This is a genomic window from Bhargavaea cecembensis DSE10 (assembly GCF_000348905.1).
Taxonomy (GTDB): Bacteria; Bacillota; Bacilli; order Bacillales_A; family Planococcaceae; genus Bhargavaea; species Bhargavaea cecembensis.
This window is the reverse complement of sequence record NZ_AOFT01000017.1, coordinates 35140-54506: the sequence shown is the minus strand read 5'-3', so window position 1 is coordinate 54506 and position 19367 is coordinate 35140. Positions and strand designations below refer to the sequence as shown.

The 19367-nt window shown below is 55.0% G+C and carries 21 protein-coding genes; 17 read left to right on the top strand and 4 right to left on the bottom strand.

All coding sequences use genetic code 11. The annotated features are described in order from the left end of the window. The first annotated feature begins 97 nt into the window (after positions 1-97). From C772_RS13415 to C772_RS13405, 3 genes are all read left to right on the top strand, one after another. Positions 98-1798: a M20/M25/M40 family metallo-hydrolase gene (locus tag C772_RS13415; RefSeq protein WP_008300806.1), complete on the top strand. Its 1701-nt coding sequence runs from the start codon at positions 98-100 to the stop codon at positions 1796-1798. A gap of 117 nt (positions 1799-1915) precedes the next feature. After that, entirely contained in the window at positions 1916-3190 is a 1275-nt protein-coding gene (locus C772_RS13410; protein ID WP_008300805.1) for an MFS transporter, read from the top strand. Positions 3191-3687: 497 nt separating this feature from the next. Then, entirely contained in the window at positions 3688-5379 is a 1692-nt protein-coding gene (locus C772_RS13405) for a serine hydrolase domain-containing protein (protein WP_160162850.1), read from the top strand. Between the two features lie 47 nt (positions 5380-5426). Here the strand turns inward: C772_RS13405 and C772_RS16685 are convergent, their stop codons facing one another. Together C772_RS16685 and C772_RS13400 are read right to left on the bottom strand one after the other, a co-directional pair. Further along, positions 5427-5576, bottom strand: coding sequence for a hypothetical protein (locus C772_RS16685; protein WP_160162849.1), 150 nt, complete (start codon positions 5574-5576; stop codon positions 5427-5429). Positions 5577-5739: 163 nt separating this feature from the next. Then, positions 5740-5943, bottom strand: coding sequence for a YheE family protein (locus C772_RS13400; protein WP_035002440.1), 204 nt, complete (start codon positions 5941-5943; stop codon positions 5740-5742). Between the two features lie 73 nt (positions 5944-6016). Between C772_RS13400 and C772_RS13395 the strand changes: the two genes are divergently transcribed. From C772_RS13395 to C772_RS13380, 4 genes are all read left to right on the top strand, one after another. Then, on the top strand, positions 6017-6406 hold the full coding sequence (locus C772_RS13395) for a ferritin-like domain-containing protein (RefSeq protein ID WP_008300798.1): 390 nt from the start codon (positions 6017-6019) through the stop codon (positions 6404-6406). Positions 6407-6473: 67 nt separating this feature from the next. After that, positions 6474-7625 (top strand): DUF445 domain-containing protein, encoded by a 1152-nt coding sequence (locus C772_RS13390; protein ID WP_326977103.1) that lies wholly within the window; start codon positions 6474-6476, stop codon positions 7623-7625. A gap of 14 nt (positions 7626-7639) precedes the next feature. Then, the gene (locus tag C772_RS13385; RefSeq protein ID WP_008300795.1) at positions 7640-7987 is read left to right on the top strand and encodes a YlbF family regulator; all 348 of its coding nucleotides are present in this window, start codon (positions 7640-7642) and stop codon (positions 7985-7987) included. 157 nt (positions 7988-8144) lie between these two features. Further along, complete coding sequence (locus C772_RS13380; protein WP_008300793.1) at positions 8145-9656, top strand: coproporphyrinogen III oxidase; 1512 nt, start codon at positions 8145-8147, stop codon at positions 9654-9656. 48 nt (positions 9657-9704) lie between these two features. Here C772_RS13380 and C772_RS13375 read toward each other — a convergent pair whose 3' ends face one another. Beyond that, positions 9705-10115, bottom strand: a complete 411-nt coding sequence (locus C772_RS13375; RefSeq protein ID WP_008300790.1) for a VOC family protein — start codon at positions 10113-10115, stop codon at positions 9705-9707. 192 nt (positions 10116-10307) lie between these two features. Here C772_RS13375 and C772_RS13370 point away from each other — a divergent pair, with 192 nt between their 5' ends. Further along, positions 10308-11090 carry an enoyl-CoA hydratase gene (locus C772_RS13370; RefSeq protein WP_008300788.1) on the top strand — a complete coding sequence of 261 codons (783 nt, stop codon included), beginning with the start codon at positions 10308-10310 and terminating at the stop codon, positions 11088-11090. Between the two features lie 51 nt (positions 11091-11141). Here the strand turns inward: C772_RS13370 and C772_RS13365 are convergent, their stop codons facing one another. Next, the gene (locus C772_RS13365) at positions 11142-11327 is read right to left on the bottom strand and encodes a YhzD family protein (RefSeq protein WP_008300786.1); all 186 of its coding nucleotides are present in this window, start codon (positions 11325-11327) and stop codon (positions 11142-11144) included. Between the two features lie 142 nt (positions 11328-11469). Between C772_RS13365 and C772_RS13360 the strand changes: the two genes are divergently transcribed. The 9 genes from C772_RS13360 to C772_RS13325 all read left to right on the top strand — a co-directional run bounded on the left by C772_RS13360 (position 11470) and on the right by C772_RS13325 (position 19358). Then, complete coding sequence (locus C772_RS13360) at positions 11470-11874, top strand: hypothetical protein (protein WP_008300783.1); 405 nt, start codon at positions 11470-11472, stop codon at positions 11872-11874. A 12-nt stretch (positions 11875-11886) separates the two neighbouring features. Beyond that, complete coding sequence (locus C772_RS13355; RefSeq protein ID WP_035002435.1) at positions 11887-12279, top strand: DUF2178 domain-containing protein; 393 nt, start codon at positions 11887-11889, stop codon at positions 12277-12279. Positions 12280-12288: 9 nt separating this feature from the next. Beyond that, positions 12289-12486, top strand: coding sequence for a helix-turn-helix transcriptional regulator (locus tag C772_RS13350; RefSeq protein WP_008300780.1), 198 nt, complete (start codon positions 12289-12291; stop codon positions 12484-12486). Between the two features lie 2 nt (positions 12487-12488). Then, a complete protein-coding gene (locus tag C772_RS13345) occupies positions 12489-12800 on the top strand; it encodes a hypothetical protein (RefSeq protein WP_008300778.1) in 312 nt (103 codons plus the stop codon). Between the two features lie 51 nt (positions 12801-12851). After that, positions 12852-13751, top strand: coding sequence for an ABC transporter ATP-binding protein (locus C772_RS13340; protein WP_008300776.1), 900 nt, complete (start codon positions 12852-12854; stop codon positions 13749-13751). Beyond that, complete coding sequence (locus tag C772_RS13335) at positions 13744-15003, top strand: ABC transporter permease (RefSeq protein WP_008300774.1); 1260 nt, start codon at positions 13744-13746, stop codon at positions 15001-15003. The genes C772_RS13340 and C772_RS13335 overlap by 8 nt, the downstream gene beginning before the upstream one ends. A gap of 37 nt (positions 15004-15040) precedes the next feature. Next, a complete protein-coding gene (locus tag C772_RS16950; RefSeq protein WP_268743615.1) occupies positions 15041-15172 on the top strand; it encodes a hypothetical protein in 132 nt (43 codons plus the stop codon). Positions 15173-15267: 95 nt separating this feature from the next. Next, the gene (locus C772_RS13330; RefSeq protein WP_008300772.1) at positions 15268-16488 is read left to right on the top strand and encodes a metallophosphoesterase family protein; all 1221 of its coding nucleotides are present in this window, start codon (positions 15268-15270) and stop codon (positions 16486-16488) included. Then, a complete protein-coding gene (locus tag C772_RS13325) occupies positions 16485-19358 on the top strand; it encodes an ATP-binding protein (RefSeq protein ID WP_008300769.1) in 2874 nt (957 codons plus the stop codon). The genes C772_RS13330 and C772_RS13325 overlap by 4 nt, the downstream gene beginning before the upstream one ends. Positions 19359-19367: the final 9 nt, after the last annotated feature.

The following is a 19367-nucleotide window of genomic DNA, read 5'->3' as shown; positions in this document are numbered from 1 at the left end:
GTACCGGCGATTTCCCGCGAAGGAGTGAGATTGACTCCTGCAATGAATTCAATAATAATCTGAATAAATATAAAGTCACTAAGGGGAGACAAGGACAATGAGGCCAATCCGGGAAGAAGTAATGTCCATAACAAAAAAACTCGTTCAGCAGGAGAGCATCGTGAATACAGACGGGGAAGCTGCACTTGCCCGGTCACTTCACGCAATGATTGCCGGTTTCCCGTATTTCAGAGACCATCCCGGCCAGTTGATTCTGGCCCGGACAGCGGATGATGAGCGGGAACGGTACAATGTCATGGCGTATGTACGGGGGACGAAAGGGAATAGCGGACGCACCGTGCTTCTGATGGGGCATCTGGATACGGTCGGGACCGATGACTTTGTTCATCTCCAGGAAGATGCCTGCCATCCTGACCGGCTGATGGATAAGCTCCATCATGAGGAACTTCCCGATTCTGTAAGGGAACACCTGGATTCCGGCGACTGGCTTTTCGGGAGGGGCGTACTGGATATGAAAAGCGGGCTCGCGAGCAATACGTACCTGTTGAAGTATTATTCCGAGCACCCTGAAAAGCTGGACGGGAACCTTGTATATCTTGCGGAGTGCGATGAAGAAGACAGTTCCCACGGAATCCTGTCGGCTCTAAGCATCCTCAGGCAATGGAAAGAGGAACACGGCTTCAGCTATGTGGGAGCCATCAATGCAGACTTCGTGTCCCCCCGTCACACAGAAGATCAGAATCGCTATGTCTATCGCGGAACCGTCGGAAAACTTCTTCCATCGTTCTTCATCACCGGAGCCGAAGCGCATGTAGGCTCTTGTTTTGAGGGGCTGGATCCCAACCTGATCGCGGCAGAACTGACGAGGCAGATCAGCTATAATCCGGAGCTTTGTGATGAGGCGGACGGGGAAGTGACCGTCCCGCCGGTCTCTTTGAAACAGACTGATCTCAAGGAGAGCTACACGGTCCAGACCGCCTTGTCCGCGTTTGTTTATTACAATTTCTTCGTCCATTCATGGACACCGAAAGACGTTTTGGAGAAGTTGAGAGCGCAGGCCCTCACGGCATTTGAGAATGCCTTATTGATTTACGAAGAGAGATATCGCCAATACTGCAGCGCCACCGGAGAGCCGGTCCGCCGGATTCCCTGGGCGCCAAGAGTGATTACCTATGAGGAGATGGAAACGCTCCTGATCGCTGAGCACGGCAAAGCGTTCACCGATCATAAGGAACGATTCAAAACGGAACTTCTGGAAGATACCAGTCTGGACGTCAGGATGTTTTCTGTGAGGGTGGTGGAAGAGGCCTGGAAGTGGATGGCTGACCGGTCGCCGGCGATTGTCCTGTTCTACTCATCCCTCTACTCGCCAAGGGTGCAGATCACCGGGGAAACTTCGGAGGAAGCAGCGCTGAACCGGGCATTGGACCTGGCGATTGAGGAAGTGCAGCCGATGTATCCCCATCCGATCAGGGTCAGAAACTTCTTCCCCCATATTTCCGACATGAGCTTCGTATCGATCAGTGATGATGAGGAGGGGATCGGGGCGGTCAGGGACAACAATCCTGCCTGGGGGACCAAGCATTTCGTCGATTACGGAGCAGTTCGCGAACTTCAGATCCCGGTGATCAATATCGGGCCATACGGAATGGATGCCCACAGCAAGATGGAGCGGGCTGAAATGACCTATTCATTTGAAGTGGTTCCGGCGCTGGCCCGCAGAGTCATCGAACGGCTGATCGGCGCAGATAAAACGCAAACCACGGTTGCCTTGGCGGGACCGGAAACCCATTCGTAAGTGTTCCCGGCTTTCTTAAGCCAAGTGCATGAATCAGATTGACCAACTATTGCCTTTTCCTTTCCGTTTTCGTATAATTCGAATGTCGAAGTAAAACGGAAAGAGAAGGGCCTGTCCATGATCAACTGGCTGAACGAATGGAAAAAGAAGGTCTCGGGATTTAGCCGGAACGTCCGGCTGTTTATACTGGCCAATATCCTCATCCAGATCGGGATGGGGGTATTTGCCGTTATGTACAATCTGTATATCAAGGCGCTTGGCATGCCGGAAACCGTCAATGGAAGCATCATCTCGATGACGGCCCTCGCGACGGCGATCATCCTCATACCCGCCGGGCTGCTCAGTGACCGGTTCGGCCGGAAGTGGCTGCTGATCGGCGGGTCGGCGCTTACGATGCTGACCCTGTTCTACCGATCGGTGGAGACGTCGGAAAGCGCGCTCGTGGCGGCCGCGTTCGTGACCGGCCTGACAATGGCGTTTGTCCAGGTATCCGGCGTGCCGTTCCTGGCGGAAAACTCGACCGCTTCGGAGCGGGTCCACCTGTTCAGCCTTTATTTCTCGCTCGTCACCGTGGCCGGGGTGATCGGGAGCCTTGGCGGGGGAGTGATTGCAGACGTACTGGAGAAATCATTCGGCCTGTTCGAAGTGGAGGCGATCCGCTGGTCGCTGCTGGCGGGTGCCGCAATTTTTGCGGCCGGAATCCTGCCGCTGTTTTTCCTGTCCGGCGGGAAGAAATCAGATCAGGCGGAGGTGACTGCCGACCGGATCCCCGAACCGCCCGTGCCAGGGGAACCGGATGAGGCGGCGCTCAGCCGGAACGTCCGGCTCATTTTCCATCTCGGGCTGGCGAATCTGCTGATTGGCTTCGGTTCAGGGCTGGTCATCCCGTACCTGAACCTGTACTTTGCGAACCGGTTCGATGCATCAAACGCTTATATCGGACTGATCCTGTCTCTTGGATCCGCGATGACGGCCGTTGCGATGATGATCGGCCCGGCGCTCGTCAAGCGGGTCGGCAAAGTAAAGGCACTCATCTTCTTCCAGCTCGCATCGATCCCGTTCCTGTTCCTGACGGCGTATACGATGTCTCTCGGGCTGGCGTCGCTCGGATTCCTCATGCGCCAGGCGCTCATGAACGCCGGCAACCCGATCCAGAGCGCCATCTCAATGGAAATCGTCCACGATAAATACAAGGGCCTCGCCAACTCCGTCAACCAGACCGTGTTCCAGATGGGCTGGGCGGCAATGGGCCCGGTATCTGCAGGACTGGTCGTCGCATACGGATCCTACTGGGGATACGCGTGGGCATTTACGGTTACCGGTATTTTGTATATGATTTCATCCATCTATTATTACATGGTGTTTGGCAGGAGGAAGCTGGCGGGGGAATAAGCACTACGAGAAACCATGCTACTTCCAGGCATTTTTAATGACGGCAACAACCAACCAGATCGTTCCGAGAAAAAACAGATACATGATGATGAATGGCGATAGGGTCATGAACGTTTCTATTAATACCCCTAATTTGTGCAAGATGTGATTTGTCATATTTACTTATATGCAAAAATCTGAAATGACATGTTACAGCCCCGGCAGCCATTGTATTGGCTGACGGGGCTGTGAGTTGTCTTTGTCGGCGACGACCCTAACTTGACGGGGGAGCATGTGCAACTATGTGTTAGAATAGACTGAAAATATCAAGTTCTTGTATATGGTGTCATAAGGCTCAGGGCTATCTGAGTTGAAAGCAGAGATCAGAGAGTGTGGTTTGATAAGCTGTGTACATTCAAGGCCCTCAACCGGTTCGACTAATCATCTATGCCTCTCTCATTCTGATGTTCTTTACACTTAATCTCAGACCAGTTTTGGCCGCATCAGAGCAGAAAGAGTTGGAACGTACATTATCAGATTATCTAAAGGAACATCGGGAAACGGCAGTTGGCGTAGCCGTGATTGTCGTCAATGAAGATAAACTTTCGTATTTGATGGATGGGTATGCCGATATCGAGCGGCAGATCCCGGTCGAGGAAGAAACTGTCTTTGAATGGGGCTCTGTTTCCAAGATTCTCATCTGGATCAGTATTTTGCAGTTGGAAGAGGCCGGGTTGCTTGATTTGAATGAGGACATCGCAACATATCTTCCGCAGGATTTCCCGTTGTACGACCGTACCATTACATTGCAGCATCTGATGAATCATACGGCGGGCTTCGATGACAGTTATACGGATTTAGTGATCCTAAACCCGGCCGGAAAAACGTCACTAAGAGATGCGCTGGAAGCCGCGGATGTCCGGCAGGTGTATACTCCGGGTCAGGTCGTTGCGTATTCAAATTATGGGGCGGGCCTGGCTGCTTATGTTGTTGAAGAATTGAGCGGAATGGATTTCCGTGAATATGTTCAGATGCACATTTTCGCTCCCCTTCAGATGACGAGAACCACAATAGACGCCGAACAGGATGACCATCATTGGGTGAAAGAGCAACGGAAAAAAGTACAAGGCTATACAGGTGATCTGGAGTTGATTGAACCGAACAATTATGTGATTCCCATGTACCCGGCCGGAAGTGTGATGGGTGTCGCTTCTGATCTTCAAAAGCTGATGCAGGCGATGTTGGGTGAAGATGGAGCCCCCTTGTTTCAACATCGCCAAACACTTGACTCCCTGTTCCAGCCTTCTCTCTATTATCCGGATACGAATGTGCCCAGAATCGCAAACGGGCTGTTTTTCTTGCCGTCCCAAAGCAGCCAAGTTTTTGGCCACGGAGGAAATACCGTTGCTTTCAGTTCATCATTCTACGTGGACAGACAGACACGCACCGGTGTATTAGTCATGACAAATATGGGATATGAGAGTACCTATACACTTGGGATTCCAGGTATCGTTTTTGGTGAATTTAAATATAAAGAAAGACCTAATACCTTGGAGGACTCATCTAAGTGGAAAGGAATATACGAACCTGCTCGCGTGCCTCAACACGGATTCAGCAAAGTGTATGGACTGCTTCTGCGAAGCAAAGCGGAACCGGCGGGTGAGCATGATCTCACGATGAACGGCCTGCATTATTTGCAGGCAGAACCCGGAGTTTATCTGACCGAGGACGATTTCAGTGCCTATGCGTTGGATGTTTATTCAGTGAATTCGGGCAATGAAAAAGTGTTGTCTTCCGGACAATCGGACTTGATTAACATTCCCCTTTACCGACATCTTCTGGAATGGGGAGCGATTGTTCTGGGGGGCCTCGCTGTTTTGGCGTCAATTTGTTTCTTGATTTTCTCCGTACTAAGGAGAACACGGAAGAACCTATTTTTGCAGTTCCAGCATGTTCTAAATATCCTGGCGGCCTTAAATATCATCTGGATTGGCTATCAGACAGGATTAATGACTACTTATACATCCATTCAACCATTCTTGACCGCCAATTTGTTCTATGTGGCCGGTTCATTGGTGGTTAGCGGTTTCTTGCTTCTTCAGGTGAAGAAGACGAAGATGGAAAAACGAAGTGCATTAATAAAAGTCATAACGATCATGACCGCTGTCGTACTGAGCGGGAACATCCTTTATTGGGAAGTTTATTTATAAATGAAAGCCTCCACAGCCGGCTAACCGGCTGTGGAGGCTTTTGGCGTTTATTTTCTTTGATTGTCGGCAGTATTGATCATCCGGTTCTGCTCGTTCGGCTCGCGGGCCTTGTCCTTCATGGACTCCTGCTCGCGTCGCTGCTGTTCGTTCAGCTGGTCCTTCTCTTCGAAGTTGTTCTGCGATTTGCTGTCTGCCATCGGGAATTCCTCCTTCCGGTGATACTTGGAGTATTCCCGGCAGAGGGGCAAATCAAACGGTCCTGTTCTTTTGTGATGAAAGATCAGCAAGGTGGCCGGAAAGATCAATAAGAGTCTGCGGAAGATCAATAAGGTGCCGCGAAAGATCACCAAGGACTACAGCTCATTCGTACACGTGGAACGTCATGAGTTCGTGGATCATCTTCTTGACCTGATCCTCATCCGGCGGGGTTTCGCCGGCCCAGATGATCGAGCCGTCCTGGCGGTAGTCGCCGCTGTATCGCTTGTTTTTATAATGGAAGGAAAATGTCCAGCCCGGAAGCTGGCCTCCTTCGAACATCGGCTTGTACGTGAAATGCTGCAGCATGTACCTCATCCCTTTCATGATGGCCGCCCCAAACGCATACCTTGGTGGAAAGATGACGAAAGGATGCGACCGCGTGTTTACCGATCAGCTTCGCGAGGCGATCGAGGACGAGTACAAGGCGTACTACTTCTACAAGTCGATGGCTTCGCTCACGAATGACCGGTATTGGCTCGACTTCATCCAGCATGCGATGGACGACGAAAAGAGCCATTACGAAATGTTCCAGCAACTCTATTATATGCTGACGGGCGCCTACGTTCAAAGCCTCAGGAAGCCGGGACCGGTTGACAACCTGAAGGGCGCACTCAAGCAGGCGATCCGGGACGAGCTGGAGGCAACCGATAAGTATAAGATCATGATGCTGGAATCCCCGCTGCAGGAAGGGGTCAACCCGCTGTTTATCGCGATGCACGACGAGATGGAGCATGCCATCCGGTTCTCGATGATGTACAACGCCATTTAATCGGTGGCGTTCCTTTTTCTGTATAAGACTCTGTCTGTTATAATAGGGCGGACACCAACAGGAAAAGGTGAAGCGATTGAACGCAATACTGATCATCGCGATGATGGCTGTGATCGGTGCCATCATCGGGGGCGTGACGAACCATCTGGCGATCAAGATGCTGTTCCGCCCCCACGAGGCAAAATATATCGGAAACTGGCGCGTGCCGTTCACCCCCGGGCTCATCCCGAAACGCCGCGATGAACTCGCCAGGCAGTTCGGACGCATCGTCGTGGATTACCTTCTGACGCCGGATACGTTCCGCAACAAATTGTTTACGCCGGCTGTCCGGGAAAAGGCGGAGGTGGTCATCGGCCGCCTGATCGGCAAGCATGTATTCGGCGGGGACAAGACATTGTCTGACTGGCTGGACATGGCGGGTATGCGGGATGCCGACGCGAAGATCGAGTCGGTTGCACTCCGTCTTGTAGACGCCAAGTTCGAGGAAGCCAAAGTACGGCTCCTCACCGGCACGGTCGCGGAGCGGGTACCCGCCCGCTGGATGGAAGAAGCGGAAGAAAAGCTTCCTGAAATCCGCCGCTATATCCTGTCGCGCGCCATGGAATATGTGAACTCTGCGGAAGGCCGGCAAACGATCCGGAAAATGCTCGATGATTTTCTGGAATCCCGGGGAACATTCGGCGGGATGCTCCAGTCGCTGTTCGGCAGCTCAGAGACTCTCGTCGACAAGATCCAGAGGGAAGGTCTGAAATTTCTAGCTGCACCCGGGACCGCACGTCTTCTGGATGGCCTGATCGAAGGCGAGTATGAGAAACTGAAAAATCGTCCGGTCGAGGAACTGATCGGCGGGTTTGACTGGGCCGGCCTGAAAGAAGCCGTCCTGGGGTATGTCAGGAAAGAGCTGGCAGCAGGCGAGCGGCTGGACCGTACCCTTGCGGACTATTGGCAGGATGGAGAGGCATGGGTGGCGCGCAATGTCACGCCCGCCCTTACCGACTTCGCCTTTAGCCAGGCGGAAGCGAAGATGGAAGAGGCGCTTGGCCGCCTGAAGATTGACCAGATGGTAAAAGAGCAGGTCGACTCGTTCCCTGTATCCAGACTCGAAGATCTGGTGCTGGGGATTTCCAGGAGGGAGTTCAAGATGATCACCGTTCTGGGGGCAGTCCTCGGCGGCCTCATCGGGATCTTCCAGGGAATCCTGTCGTTGCTTATTAATTGATTGGAGTGGTGAAAGTGACAGTGAATATTTACGATGACATCAACCGGCTGGAAGCGACATTCCGCAAGATGGATGAATTTGCAGCGCTTGTCCGGGCGATCGAGAACGTCAAGGCGGACGAAGAGGCACTGAACATCTTCAGGAACTTCCGGAAGATCCAGATGGACCTCCAGCAAAAGCAGATGGCAGGCGAGGAGATTGACGGCGATGTTCTGGAATATGCGCAGAAAACGGCGCAGCTTGCACAGAACAACGCGAAGATCGCCGGGATGCTGCAGGCTGAAATGCAGCTGAGCCGCATCATCGAAGAAGTCAACCGGATCCTCATGAAGCCGGTGCAGTCCCTTTACGAAGAAATCTGAATAGCAACCGCCGTCCGGAGCGCCATGTCGCTTGCCGGGCGGTTTTTGTTTTAAGGACGAATGGGTGAGGGAGTGCATTTAGTTTGAGGGCGAGTCCCCGGCAGAATTCTGCTATAATGAACGGAGATTTTCAATCCACGGAAACAAGGAGAACAGCATGAAACCGATTTATATACAGCAAACATTCGAACAGGACTGGGTCCGCATGTTCCAGAACATCGCCAACTTGTTTTATGAGGAGACCGAGATGGTGAAAGAGGCTGCAGAAGACGGCGTCTCCATCTCGCTGGACTGGTCCGAGGAGGACGGCGTGGTCTCTGGCGCGGCCGTCCTTCACGACGGAAAAGCGGAATTCACGGCAAATTATGCAGAAGCGGCAACGCACGGCGGCGATCCGAAAGCGGAAAAACGCCAGCTGAAGCGTGTGCTTTCCCACGTTTTCCTCGATGTCCTCGAGCAGTCGACGGGACTGATCCAGCCATGGGGCATCCTGACCGGCATGCGTCCGACAAAGCTGTACCATAAGATGCGCCGGGAGGGACTCACGCACGAGGAAATTGCGGATCGGCTGATCAGCGATTACCGCATCACGCCGGAAAAGATCGAGCTCATGAAAGACATCGTCGCGCGGCAGCTGAAGATGATTCCGGATCTCGACCGGATCGGCGAGGAAGTCAGTGTCTACATCGGCATCCCGTTCTGCCCGACGAAGTGCGCTTACTGTACCTTCCCGGCCTATGCGCTGCCACGGCGCGGCAACCGTGTCCAGTCGTTCCTGGACGGACTTCACGTGGAGATCGAAGAAATCGGCGCATGGCTGAAAGAGCGCGGCATCAAAGTGACATCTGTCTACTTCGGCGGCGGCACGCCGACGTCGATCGAGGCGCATGAGATGGACGCGCTTTACGAAACGCTTTACAAGTCCTTCCCCGATATCGGGAATGTCCGCGAAATCACGGTCGAGGCGGGTCGTCCCGACACGATCACGCCGGAGAAGATCGATGTCCTGAAAAAGTGGAACATCGACCGGATCAGCGTCAACCCGCAGTCTTACACCGATGAAACCCTCAAGGCGATCGGCCGGTTCCATACGGTTCAGGAGACGATCGACAAGTTCCACCTGTCCCGCGGGATGGGGATGAACAACATCAACATGGACCTGATCATCGGCCTGCCTAACGAAGGGACGGAGGAGTTTGCGCACTCGCTCGCCGAGACGGAAAAACTCCAGCCGGAATCGCTCACCGTCCATACGCTGTCGTTCAAGCGGGCGTCCGAGATGACACGCAACCGCTCCAAGTACACAGTAGCGGACCGCGATACCGTCGTCGACATGATGCATATGGCACAAAACTGGACCGCGCGGAACGGATATGTCCCGTATTACCTGTACCGCCAGAAAAACATCCTCGGCAACCTAGAGAACGTCGGCTATTCCAAGCCGGGCGAGGAAAGCATCTACAACATCGTCATCATGGAAGAAGTACAGACGATCATCGGCCTAGGCTGCGGCGCCTCGAGCAAGTTCGTCCATCCGGAAACCGGCCGCATTACCCAGTTCCACAACCCGAAAGACCCGTCCGCATACATCCTGAGCTATTCGGAGTCCATCGACAAAAAGCTTGAGATGCTCGATGAGCTCTTCGGCGGAGCGGTACCCGCAAAGTAATTCGGCAATCAAAAGCGACCAAACCATTTTGAGGTTTGGTCGCTTTTCTCATTTATTCGGGTTTTCTCCCAGATGGTCCGGATGGAACGGCGAGTCCGGGTCTTCCTCAACGACGCTGAAGGTATTGCCGTCCAGATCGAAGAAGTCAAAGTACTTCATGCCGTTTTCTTCTTTGATCGGCGTGGTGACGACTGCGCGCGTGCTGAGGTTCAGGTGCAGTGCACGGGCATCCGGCACAAGCAGATTGAAAAACACATGCCGCTCTTTTTCATCCAATAAGAATTCCGTGCCCTGATGGGTTTTCGTGCGTACGAGCGCCAGCTGTGCGGAGCCATCCGGCAGCACGTAGCCGATGCCGCCTTCCCATTCGCCGACCCGCCGGAGTCCGAGATGGAATTCATACCATTCGGCGGAGTGGTTCAAGTCCGATACCGGGACAAAGATGCTTCCGATTTTCATTGTGAGTTCCTCCCTGAGAGCGTTCATTCCACTTCATTATAGCGAACGCAGGAGTTCTGTTGGTGGTTGACCTCTTTTGCGCCAGAATAAGTTTCTTATCAATTCTGACTGAAATAAAGGGAAACGCCTGAGCGGTACCGAAAGCCTATAGTGGTGAACGACTATTCATATCTATAGGAAGAGGTGTCGTTTTTGGCTTACGAAACAATCCGTCTTGAACGGGACGGCAAGCTCGCGCGTGTCGTGCTGAACCGTCCCGATGTGATGAATGCGATGAACAGCAAGATGATGAAGGAACTGGCCGATGTATTAGAGGAACTCAAAGAGGACCGCTCCGTCCAGGTCGTCATCCTGAAAGGCGAAGGCCGTGCGTTTTCTGCGGGGGGAGACATCAAAGAGATGATCGACCCGGAAAACCCGATGGACCTGAGCGTCGTCATGAAAGACGTCAGCCGCCTGGCGATCGCGCTTTATACGCTGCCGCAGATCACAATCGCTTCGGTGCATGGCGCCGCCGCGGGCCTCGGGTTCAGCATGGTCCTTGCATGCGATGTGATCATCGCGGAAAAGTCGGCGAAGCTGGCGATGAACTTTATTGGAATCGGCCTTGTGCCGGACGGCGGCGGCCACTTTTTCCTGAAGGAGCGGATCGGCGTTCCGAAAGCGAAGCAGATGATCTGGGCGGGCGACGTCATGCCGGCCGAGCAGGCCGCTGGCTGGGGCCTTGTCGACGAGGTCGCCAAGGACGGCACTGCGCATAAGGAATCGGAAGGGATGGCACAGAAACTGCTGTCCACACCGATCAGCGCGATGATCGCCTCCAAGGGTATTCTCCACACGTCCCGCCTCGAGGAACTCCGGAGCGTCCTCGAGCTCGAAACCGATGCCCAGCAGGCGATGCGGGAAACTGCAGACCATAAGGAAGGCATCAAGGCGTTTGTTGAGAAACGAAAGCCGGCATTCACAGGCCAATAAAAACGAAACCCGCAGCATCCGTCAAAATCGGATGCTGCGGTTTTTTTGATATCACGAATGGAACAGCAGCAGTTTGCCGTCCGGAGAGGCCAGGCGGTGAGTCTGCTCGGACAATTCCTTTTCTTCGAGGATTGCACGCCCCTTTTCCTTTGCCGCGTCGTCATGTTCCGCCTGGAATGACTCCTCCGTGATCAGTTCCCCGTCCTGCTTGTATGCCGTCAGCTTGTACGTTCTCATTTCAGCATCCCCCTTTCACTTCTACCCCCATTATAGAAGATATTCTGAAAAAATGAACGAATTTTGTAAAGGTTGCTTGACGCCGTGAATAAAGTAAAGTAGGCTTTACGTAAAGTTAGGTTTACGTAAAGGAGGCTTTACCTTGCGCATACAGCGTATTGCCGTGCTGAAAACACCGGGAAAAGGCGTCTTTACCGGACTTGCAATTTACCAGTCCGCAGTGGCGGGGCTGTTCATCCTTTCATCGGTTCTGTCGGGAGAGTTTCCGGTCGGGCATGAGCTGCTGCTGGCCTCCACGGCGATCATGCTGTGGTGCCTGTCCGCGCTGCACCCGCATTTTGCAGCAGATGATGAGCGCTGGAGAAAGATCCGGGAACGCGGGATGTTCTACAACTACTTTATCCTGCTGGTGTTCCTGGCGATTCTCCTGACTGTTTTTGCCCTGACACCATTGGAGATGAGCGGTTACCAGACCGTATCCGTCATCGCTTCATTTCTCATTTCATCTGCATTTATCACATTTGTCGCCTTGTCCAGGAAGATGTAGGAGGTGGACATGATGAAGCCCAGTGAAGAAAAGTTTCTAAAGTGGTTCTTGATTGCCCTGATGATCATCATCGGATTTTGGGGCTTAGCCAGAGTGATCAGCCAGCTCCAACACGGAGAGTTCGGCTGGTTCGCGGCACTGACTCCTTTTATGATGTTGATCCCACTGTTCTACAACTTGATGGTTTTCCCGCATTGGGACATGAAGGATGAGCGATGGCGCCGGATTATCGAACGTTCGTCTTACATCAGTTCCCAAATCTTCATCCTGGTGCTCGCCGGTCTGCTTCTCGTGTTGGCAACCTACCCGACCGATTGGACGGCGCTGCAGACTGTGCTTGCCGTCTTTGTGCTTTATGGATTGACCCACACAGTGATCACGATTGTCTTGACGAAAAGGATGTAGGAGGAAGCCATGAAAAACTATATCAGGGACAATCGGTCCGAGCGCGGGATGACGCAGGATGATCTCGCCGAGGCGCTCGGCGTTTCAAGGCAGACGATCATCTCGCTGGAAAAGGGGCGGTACAATCCGTCGCTGGAACTGGCATTCAAGCTGGCCGCCGTATTCGGCTGCCGCATTGAAGATCTATTTGATCCGGAGGAGGATTGAACATGCACGAAGGATTTGAACTCGGTTCGTTTCTGGCGGGCCTGCCGATGGGTTTCCTGGTCGCGGCGATCATCCTGTTCTTTAGCTGGAGGAAAGGGAAGAAGGAGAGGCGGTTTGATGAACGCTTCCACGCCATCCACAACTGGGCCCGGTCGTTTTCCTGGGTGGTCACGACCATTGTGCTTCTCGTAACGTGGGCGGTGGTGATGATCATCGAACCGGTCGGGACCGCCTTCTTCGTCCTGATGACGGTCTATATGCTGCATATGATTTCATATATTGTCGGCGCGGCCATTGCCTCCAGAAGGTATTAACTGAAACCCGCAGTCCGGATAAACCGTAAAGAAAATGAAAGGGGAGAGAACATGGCGCTCGAATTAAATCATGTAACCAAGAAGTTCGGGGAGTTTACGGCGGTCGACGATCTGTCGCTCGCAATCGGGGAGGGAACGATGTACGGCTTTCTCGGGGCGAACGGCGCGGGCAAGACGACGACGTTCCGCATGATCCTCGGGCTCCTCAATCCGACGGACGGACGCATCACCTGGAAGGGGAAGCCGATCAACTACGGGACGAGTCATGAAATTGGCTACCTGCCGGAGGAACGGGGCCTGTATCCGAAGATGAAAGTGGAGGACCAGCTTATTTTCCTCGGCGAACTCCGCGGCATGAAACGGAACGATGCAAAAGCGGCGATCCGGAAATGGCTGGACCGATTTGAAGTCCCCGAATATCTCAACAAAAAAGTCGAAGAGCTTTCCAAAGGGAACCAGCAGAAAATCCAGGTGATCGCGGCACTCATGCACAATCCGGAGCTCGTCATCCTGGATGAACCGTTTTCCGGCCTTGATCCCGTCAATGTCGAGATGCTGAAAAGTGCAGTCAAGGATGTCCGCGACCAAGGGGCGACCATCGTGTTCTCCAGCCACCGGATGGACCATGTCGAGGAATTGTGCGAACAGCTCAGCATCGTCCATAAGGGCCAGCAGATTGTCGAAGGGTCATTGCGCGATGTCAAGCGGTCATTCGGCAGGCAGAATGTCCGGATTCGCTCCGACCATGACCTGACAGGGCTCCAGTCCGTATCGGGCGTACGGAATGCGTCCTACGCGCTTAACGGGGCGGTGTTCCAGGTGACGGACGACGAGACGGCGCATCAGCTGCTGGAGGAGGCGCTGAAGACCGGCCCGGTCCGCCACTTCAGTATCGAGGAACCTTCCCTGCAGGATATCTTTATCGCGAAAGTGGGGAATGAACATGCGTGATTTCTGGATCATCTTCAAACAGGCCTTCTTGAGCAAGGCGAAATCAAAAACCTTCCTCATCACGACAGCGGTAGTCGTCGCAGGCATCTTCCTCCTGGCGAACATCACGACGATCATCGAGGCGTTCGACGATGGTGAGGAGGAAAGCACGGCCATCCCGGTCGTTGCGGACAATGAAGCGATCGTGGACCGTCTCGGCGAGCAGCTTACGGCAATGGGCGAGGAAACCGGACTTGAAGTGACCGGTGATTCCCGCGATGAGCTTGTAGGTCAGCTTGAGGAGGGCGAGATTGATTCATTCCTGATCCTCCGGGTACCGGGCGGCGATTCGATCGAAGCGGAGTATGTGTCGGAAAGCTCGGAGATGTTCGGCTTCCCGATGATGCTTCAGGAAGCCCTGCAGTCGATGCAGACCGAGATGCGGGCAGCCGAGATGGAACTCGCACCGGAACAGGCGGGCGCGCTGTTTGAGCCGGTGGCTTTCGAACAGACGACGGTTTCTGCATCCGGCAAGACGGAAGAGGAAATGAACCAGGCCCGCATGCTCGTGTACGTGCTCATGTTCCTCATTTACTTTGCGGTCATTATGTACTCCAACATGATCGCGACGGAAGTGGCCACTGAGAAGTCCTCACGGGTCATGGAAATCCTGATTTCCAGTGTCTCACCGGTGAAGCATATGTTTGCAAAAGTGCTCGGCATCGGCACACTCGGACTCGTACAGATGCTGCTGTTCGGACTTGCCGGCTACCTGGCAATGAAGTCGTCCTCTTCCGTTTCCGAGCTGTCCGAAAGCTTCTTCTCGGAAATGGGCCTCGGAGATATCCCGGCAATGACCATCATCTATGCGATTGTGTTCTTCGTCCTCGGCTATTTCCTCTATGCAGTGCTCGCAGCGCTCCTCGGGTCACTTGTCAGCCGGACAGAGGATGTCGCCTCGCTCATCACGCCGCTGACGATGATTATCGTTGTAGGGTTCATCATTGCGGCGATGGGGCTTTCGACGCCTGATGCGGCATTCGTGACTTATTCTTCTTACGTGCCGTTCTTCGCGCCTCTCGTCATGTTCCTGCGGGTCGGGCTGCTTGATCTCCCTTGGTGGGAGCCGGCACTCGCCATCGGGCTCATGGTGCTGACGATCGTGGTGCTCGGCTGGTTCGGCGCACGCGTCTACAAAGGCGGCGTCCTCATGTACGGCCCGTCCCGCTCGCTGAAAGACCTGAAAAAGGCTTTGCAGCTCGGGAAGGAATAATTGTTTTTTGCCTCCGCTGCGGTGGGGGTTTTTTCTATTGAGCGGTGAAAGTGACGATCGGGCGTGCGAAAGTGACGAATGGGTGCTTGAAAGTGACGAAAGAGCTTGCGAAAGTGACGAATCCCGTTTTGAAAGTGACGAACGGTCTGCCGGCGGCGTCACGGTGTGATTTTCACCGGAACTTCAACTGTAAATCTCATTTCCAAGCCCTCCCCTGATATGATAGAATAGGAACAAACATTCGCTTTAAAAGGAGGTGTCCGGATGACAATCCGATTCATCCATGCGGCCGACCTGCATCTGGGGAGCCCGTTCAAAGGCTTCGCCGGGCTGCCGGGGAAGATGGCGGAAGCTGTCCGCGAAAGCACATTCACGGCGTTCCGGAACATGATCAATTATGCCGCCGGGACGCGTCCGGATTTTTTGCTGATTGCCGGAGACGTTTACGACGGCGAGGACCGGAGCCTCCGCGCACAGGAGCAGTTCCGCCAAGGGATGGAAACGCTCCGCGAGGCGGGCGTTCCCGTCTTCGTCAGCCACGGGAACCATGACCATCTTGCGGGTTCCTGGGTCCGGTTTACTCTGCCGGAAAATGTCCGTGTGTTCGGTCCGGAAGTGGAGACGGCGGAACTGACTGTCCGCGGGACCACCGTGAAGATCCATGGCTTCAGCTATCCGGAGCGGCATGTGACTGAACCGGTCATCCGGCACTATCCGGAGGCAGAGGGGGAAGCCGTCGAAATCGGGATGCTTCACGGGAGCATCCGGGGAGATGAGGCGCATGACGTGTATGCCCCGTTCTCAAAGGATGAGCTCCTGGGCAAGGGTTATGACTACTGGGCGCTCGGCCATATCCATAAGCGCCAGGTTCTTCACGAACAGCCGCCGATTGTCTATCCGGGCAGCCTTCAGGGCCTTCACCGGAAGGAAAGCGGCGTGAAGGGGTTTTACGACGTGACAGTCGCGCAGGGCGCTGCTGCACTGGAGTTCGTCCCCGCAGGGGCACTTGTCTTCGGCAAAGCAGAAGTGGACTGCCGCGGCATCCGCCATGCGGACGAATGGCTGGACCGGTGCATGGACCGGATCCGGGCATTCAGGGAAGCGAACGGCCCCGGGCTGCTTGACCTTGGTCTTACCGGAATTGACGAAGAGTCGGATGCGCTGTTCGGCGAGGCACCCGAGTCGGAATGGATGGAATTCATACGTGAAGCGGCCATGCGTGATTGCCCGGATGTCGGCATCCACCGGATCACATGGGAGCGGGCTGCCGTTCCGGCAGTGCCGGGCGGACTGTTCCGTGATGTGCTGGATGAGCTCGAAGGCTGGGATAAGGACGGCTGGAAAAGCAGACTGTCGGACCTATACGGCCACCGGCAGGCCTACCGGTTCACCGGACGGCTGGACGAGGAAAGCATCAGGGAGATCAGGGAAGAAGCGGAGCGGCTGCTCACCGATGGGCTGATGAAAGGGGGACGGGCGGAATGATGACCATCACGAAGCTCGTCATCTACGGATTCGGCAAACATAGAAATAGGACGATCAATCTTCAGCCGGGCATCAATGTGCTGTACGGGCCGAATGAAGCGGGAAAGACGACGATCCGCCAGTTTATCCTCCACACGCTGTTCGGCTTCCCGCAGCGCGGGAGCGCCCTTCTCCGGTATGAGCCGAAGTCGGGCGGCGCGTACGGCGGTCAGGTGCATGTGACCGACAGTGAGTACGGAGCCTGTGTCATTGAGCGCATCGCAGGGCGGTCCGCAGGCGAAGTGACCGTCCGGTTTCCGGACGGCAGGGAAGAAGGGGAGGAAGCGCTCGGGCGGCTCCTGAGGGGCTACGACCGGCAGTCGTTTGAATCTGTCTTCTCGTTCTCTCTCCTGCAGCTCCAGGAAATCGGCAGGATGAACGAGGAGGAACTGGGACAGGCGCTGATCGCTTCCGGTACGACCGGTGCGGAGGACCTTGCGGGGTTCAAGGCACGAATGGAAAAAGAGATGGACGGGCTTTTCAAGAAGTCCGGCCGGGTTCCCGAGATGAACATCCTGCTGAACGAGCTGAAGGAAATCGAGGAGGAGACCGCGGAATATCGGAAAAAATCGGACGCCTACGCCCCCATGAAAGAGCGCGCGGCAGAAATCGCCCGGCGTTTAAAGGATATGGCGGAAGAGGAAGCCGCACTCGCAGCCGATCAGGAGCGGCTGTCCGTCCTGAGGCAGGCGGCCCCGCTCAAAATCGAGCGTCTGCAGGTGGAGGATGAATTGCGGACAATCGGTGATGCCCCGTTTCCGGCGGAGGGGATCAGACGGTATGAAGCGCTGAAGGACCGGAAGATTGCCGCGGATGCAACAATCCGGAATCTTCAGGAACGGATTTCCGCTGTCGGAAGAGAGATGCCGGAAGAGCCGGATACGGAACGGCTTTCGAGCCTTCGGACGGTCCTCGCAGAAGAAGCCGCCTGGCATGAAGCGCGGTCGGCGGAAAGCAGTGCGGAACAGTCGATTCGTGAGCTTGCCGGCATGAGGGATGGCCTGCTTGCCCGATTGGGCCTGGAGGACGGGGAGACGGCCGCCCGGGCGGATGCATCAATCCGGAAAGAGGAAGAGCTCCACGGTCTGTCAGAAGAGCATGGCCGCGCTTCCCGCGTTCTTGAACGGCTGGATGAGCGGATTGCAGAAAAATCAGCGGATGCTCAACGGATATCATCGGAGCGAGCTGCACTTGAGGCATCCGGGCCGGATGACGAAGAGATCGGGTGGGCATCCAAATGGCCATCGTTCAGAAAGCAAATTGCGGCCGCGGAAGCCAAACAAAGTGCAGGGCAGAGCGATAGCCGGCTGCCGATCCTGATTCTCGCAGGCCTTGCCGTAATCATCATCGCGATGGCCATCTTTTCGGAGAACTGGCTGCTTGCCGGTGCGGGAGTGGCGGCGGGCGCTGTTGCTGTGTTCCTGCTCTTAAAGCAGGATGGCAGTGAGGACGGATTGACGGATGACGAGCGCCAGCTCCTCAGCCGCTACTGCGGCAGGGAAGAAGAGCTGGACCGCAGGGCCGAGCGGGTCCGCCGGCACTTCACTGAACTGGACCGGCTCATCGAGGCGGAAGAACGTCTCCGGGGCGAGATCTCGGAACTTCGTACTTCCAGGAAAACCGCTGTTGCAGACCTGGATGATACGGAAAGCCGGCTCGGCAGGTTCATTGAATCCTACGGAATCACAGGCAGGCTGCCTGCACAAATCGTGCCGGAACTGTTCCGGCTGGTCCGGGAACTGCAGGAAACGGAGCGCCGGATCCGTTCGGAACAAGAAAATCGGGACCGGGCAATCCGGACAGCCGGTCTTATCCGGAGCCGGGCACATGAACTGATCGGGCAACCTGTCCCGGATGGGCTCATGTTCGCAGCGCTTAAAGAAGCGGAAAGGGAATGGTTGAAGGCCGCCGAGAAAAGGGAGCGCCTGCTGGAAGATCAACAAAAGATGGAAGAGCAACTGGCGGAAGCAAAGAGCCTCAAGGAGGCACTCGAATCCGAAATCGGGACGCTGTTTGATGCTGCGGAAGCAGGAGGAGAACAGGAGTTTTACGAGGCGGCCGGGCGTTCTGCAAGAAAGGCGGAACTAGGGGAATCACTCGGCCGCATCGGCGAACAGCTTAAGCAGATCGGTGCACCGAGTACCTCAGGCATCCCGGACATTGAGGAAATCAGCCGGAGGATCGGACAGAACCGCGAAGCCCTGCAGGCACTTTCGGAAGAACGGAACCGCCTGCTCAAAGAACAGGCTGAACTGGAAGCCGGAATGGGTCATCTTGTGACGGATACCGCATATGATGCCCTGTTGCAGGAATTTGAGGAGAAGAAGGCAGTTTTCAGGGAGCTTGCCTTGGCATGGGCTGCCAGGAAAGCGGCCGTCACGGCAATCGACGGAGCCACAGGCAGACTCAAGGAACAGAAGCTCCCGGACGTCATCGAACGGGCTTCCGGCTGGTTCCGTGATCTCACCGGAGGCGCCCACTCGGGGCTTGTGCTGGCTGCCGCCGGCCGGATTGAGGCGGAAGGGGCCGACGGTATGCGCTTCGGTCTGCATGAGCTGAGCCAGGCGACGAAGGAGCAGGCATATATCTCCATGAGGCTGTCGCTTGCGGCTTCTCTTCTGGATTCGGCCCCGTTCCCGGTCATCATGGATGATCCGTTCGTCCACTTCGACCGGGCCCGGCTGGGCAATATGATAAACTTATTGGAAGAATTGAAGATTCATCACCAGTTCCTGTATTTCACCTGCCACAAGGAGATGGCCGGCGCCTTCAGCGGGGCAGCCGTCATCAGCGTGGCCGGAACCGGGAGCGGAAGGGGAGTGCTGAGATGAAAGGAATCG

What these genes read in the sequence shown, in the direction of transcription:
- C772_RS13355 (WP_035002435.1), top strand. Translation starts at nt 11,887, where the DNA reads ATGAAGCCCAGTGAAGAAAAGTTTCTAAAGTGGTTCTTGATTGCCCTG.
- C772_RS13415 (WP_008300806.1), top strand. Translation starts at nt 98, where the DNA reads ATGAGGCCAATCCGGGAAGAAGTAATGTCCATAACAAAAAAACTCGTT.
- C772_RS13375 (WP_008300790.1), bottom strand. Translation starts at nt 10,115, where the DNA reads ATGAAAATCGGAAGCATCTTTGTCCCGGTATCGGACTTGAACCACTCC.
- C772_RS13400 (WP_035002440.1), bottom strand. Translation starts at nt 5,943, where the DNA reads ATGCTGCAGCATTTCACGTACAAGCCGATGTTCGAAGGAGGCCAGCTT.
- C772_RS13325 (WP_008300769.1), top strand. Translation starts at nt 16,485, where the DNA reads ATGATGACCATCACGAAGCTCGTCATCTACGGATTCGGCAAACATAGA.
- C772_RS13330 (WP_008300772.1), top strand. Translation starts at nt 15,268, where the DNA reads ATGACAATCCGATTCATCCATGCGGCCGACCTGCATCTGGGGAGCCCG.
- C772_RS16685 (WP_160162849.1), bottom strand. Translation starts at nt 5,576, where the DNA reads ATGGCAGACAGCAAATCGCAGAACAACTTCGAAGAGAAGGACCAGCTG.
- C772_RS13350 (WP_008300780.1), top strand. Translation starts at nt 12,289, where the DNA reads ATGAAAAACTATATCAGGGACAATCGGTCCGAGCGCGGGATGACGCAG.
- C772_RS13340 (WP_008300776.1), top strand. Translation starts at nt 12,852, where the DNA reads ATGGCGCTCGAATTAAATCATGTAACCAAGAAGTTCGGGGAGTTTACG.
- C772_RS13365 (WP_008300786.1), bottom strand. Translation starts at nt 11,327, where the DNA reads ATGAGAACGTACAAGCTGACGGCATACAAGCAGGACGGGGAACTGATC.
- C772_RS13410 (WP_008300805.1), top strand. Translation starts at nt 1,916, where the DNA reads ATGATCAACTGGCTGAACGAATGGAAAAAGAAGGTCTCGGGATTTAGC.
- C772_RS13380 (WP_008300793.1), top strand. Translation starts at nt 8,145, where the DNA reads ATGAAACCGATTTATATACAGCAAACATTCGAACAGGACTGGGTCCGC.
- C772_RS13345 (WP_008300778.1), top strand. Translation starts at nt 12,489, where the DNA reads ATGCACGAAGGATTTGAACTCGGTTCGTTTCTGGCGGGCCTGCCGATG.
- C772_RS13335 (WP_008300774.1), top strand. Translation starts at nt 13,744, where the DNA reads ATGCGTGATTTCTGGATCATCTTCAAACAGGCCTTCTTGAGCAAGGCG.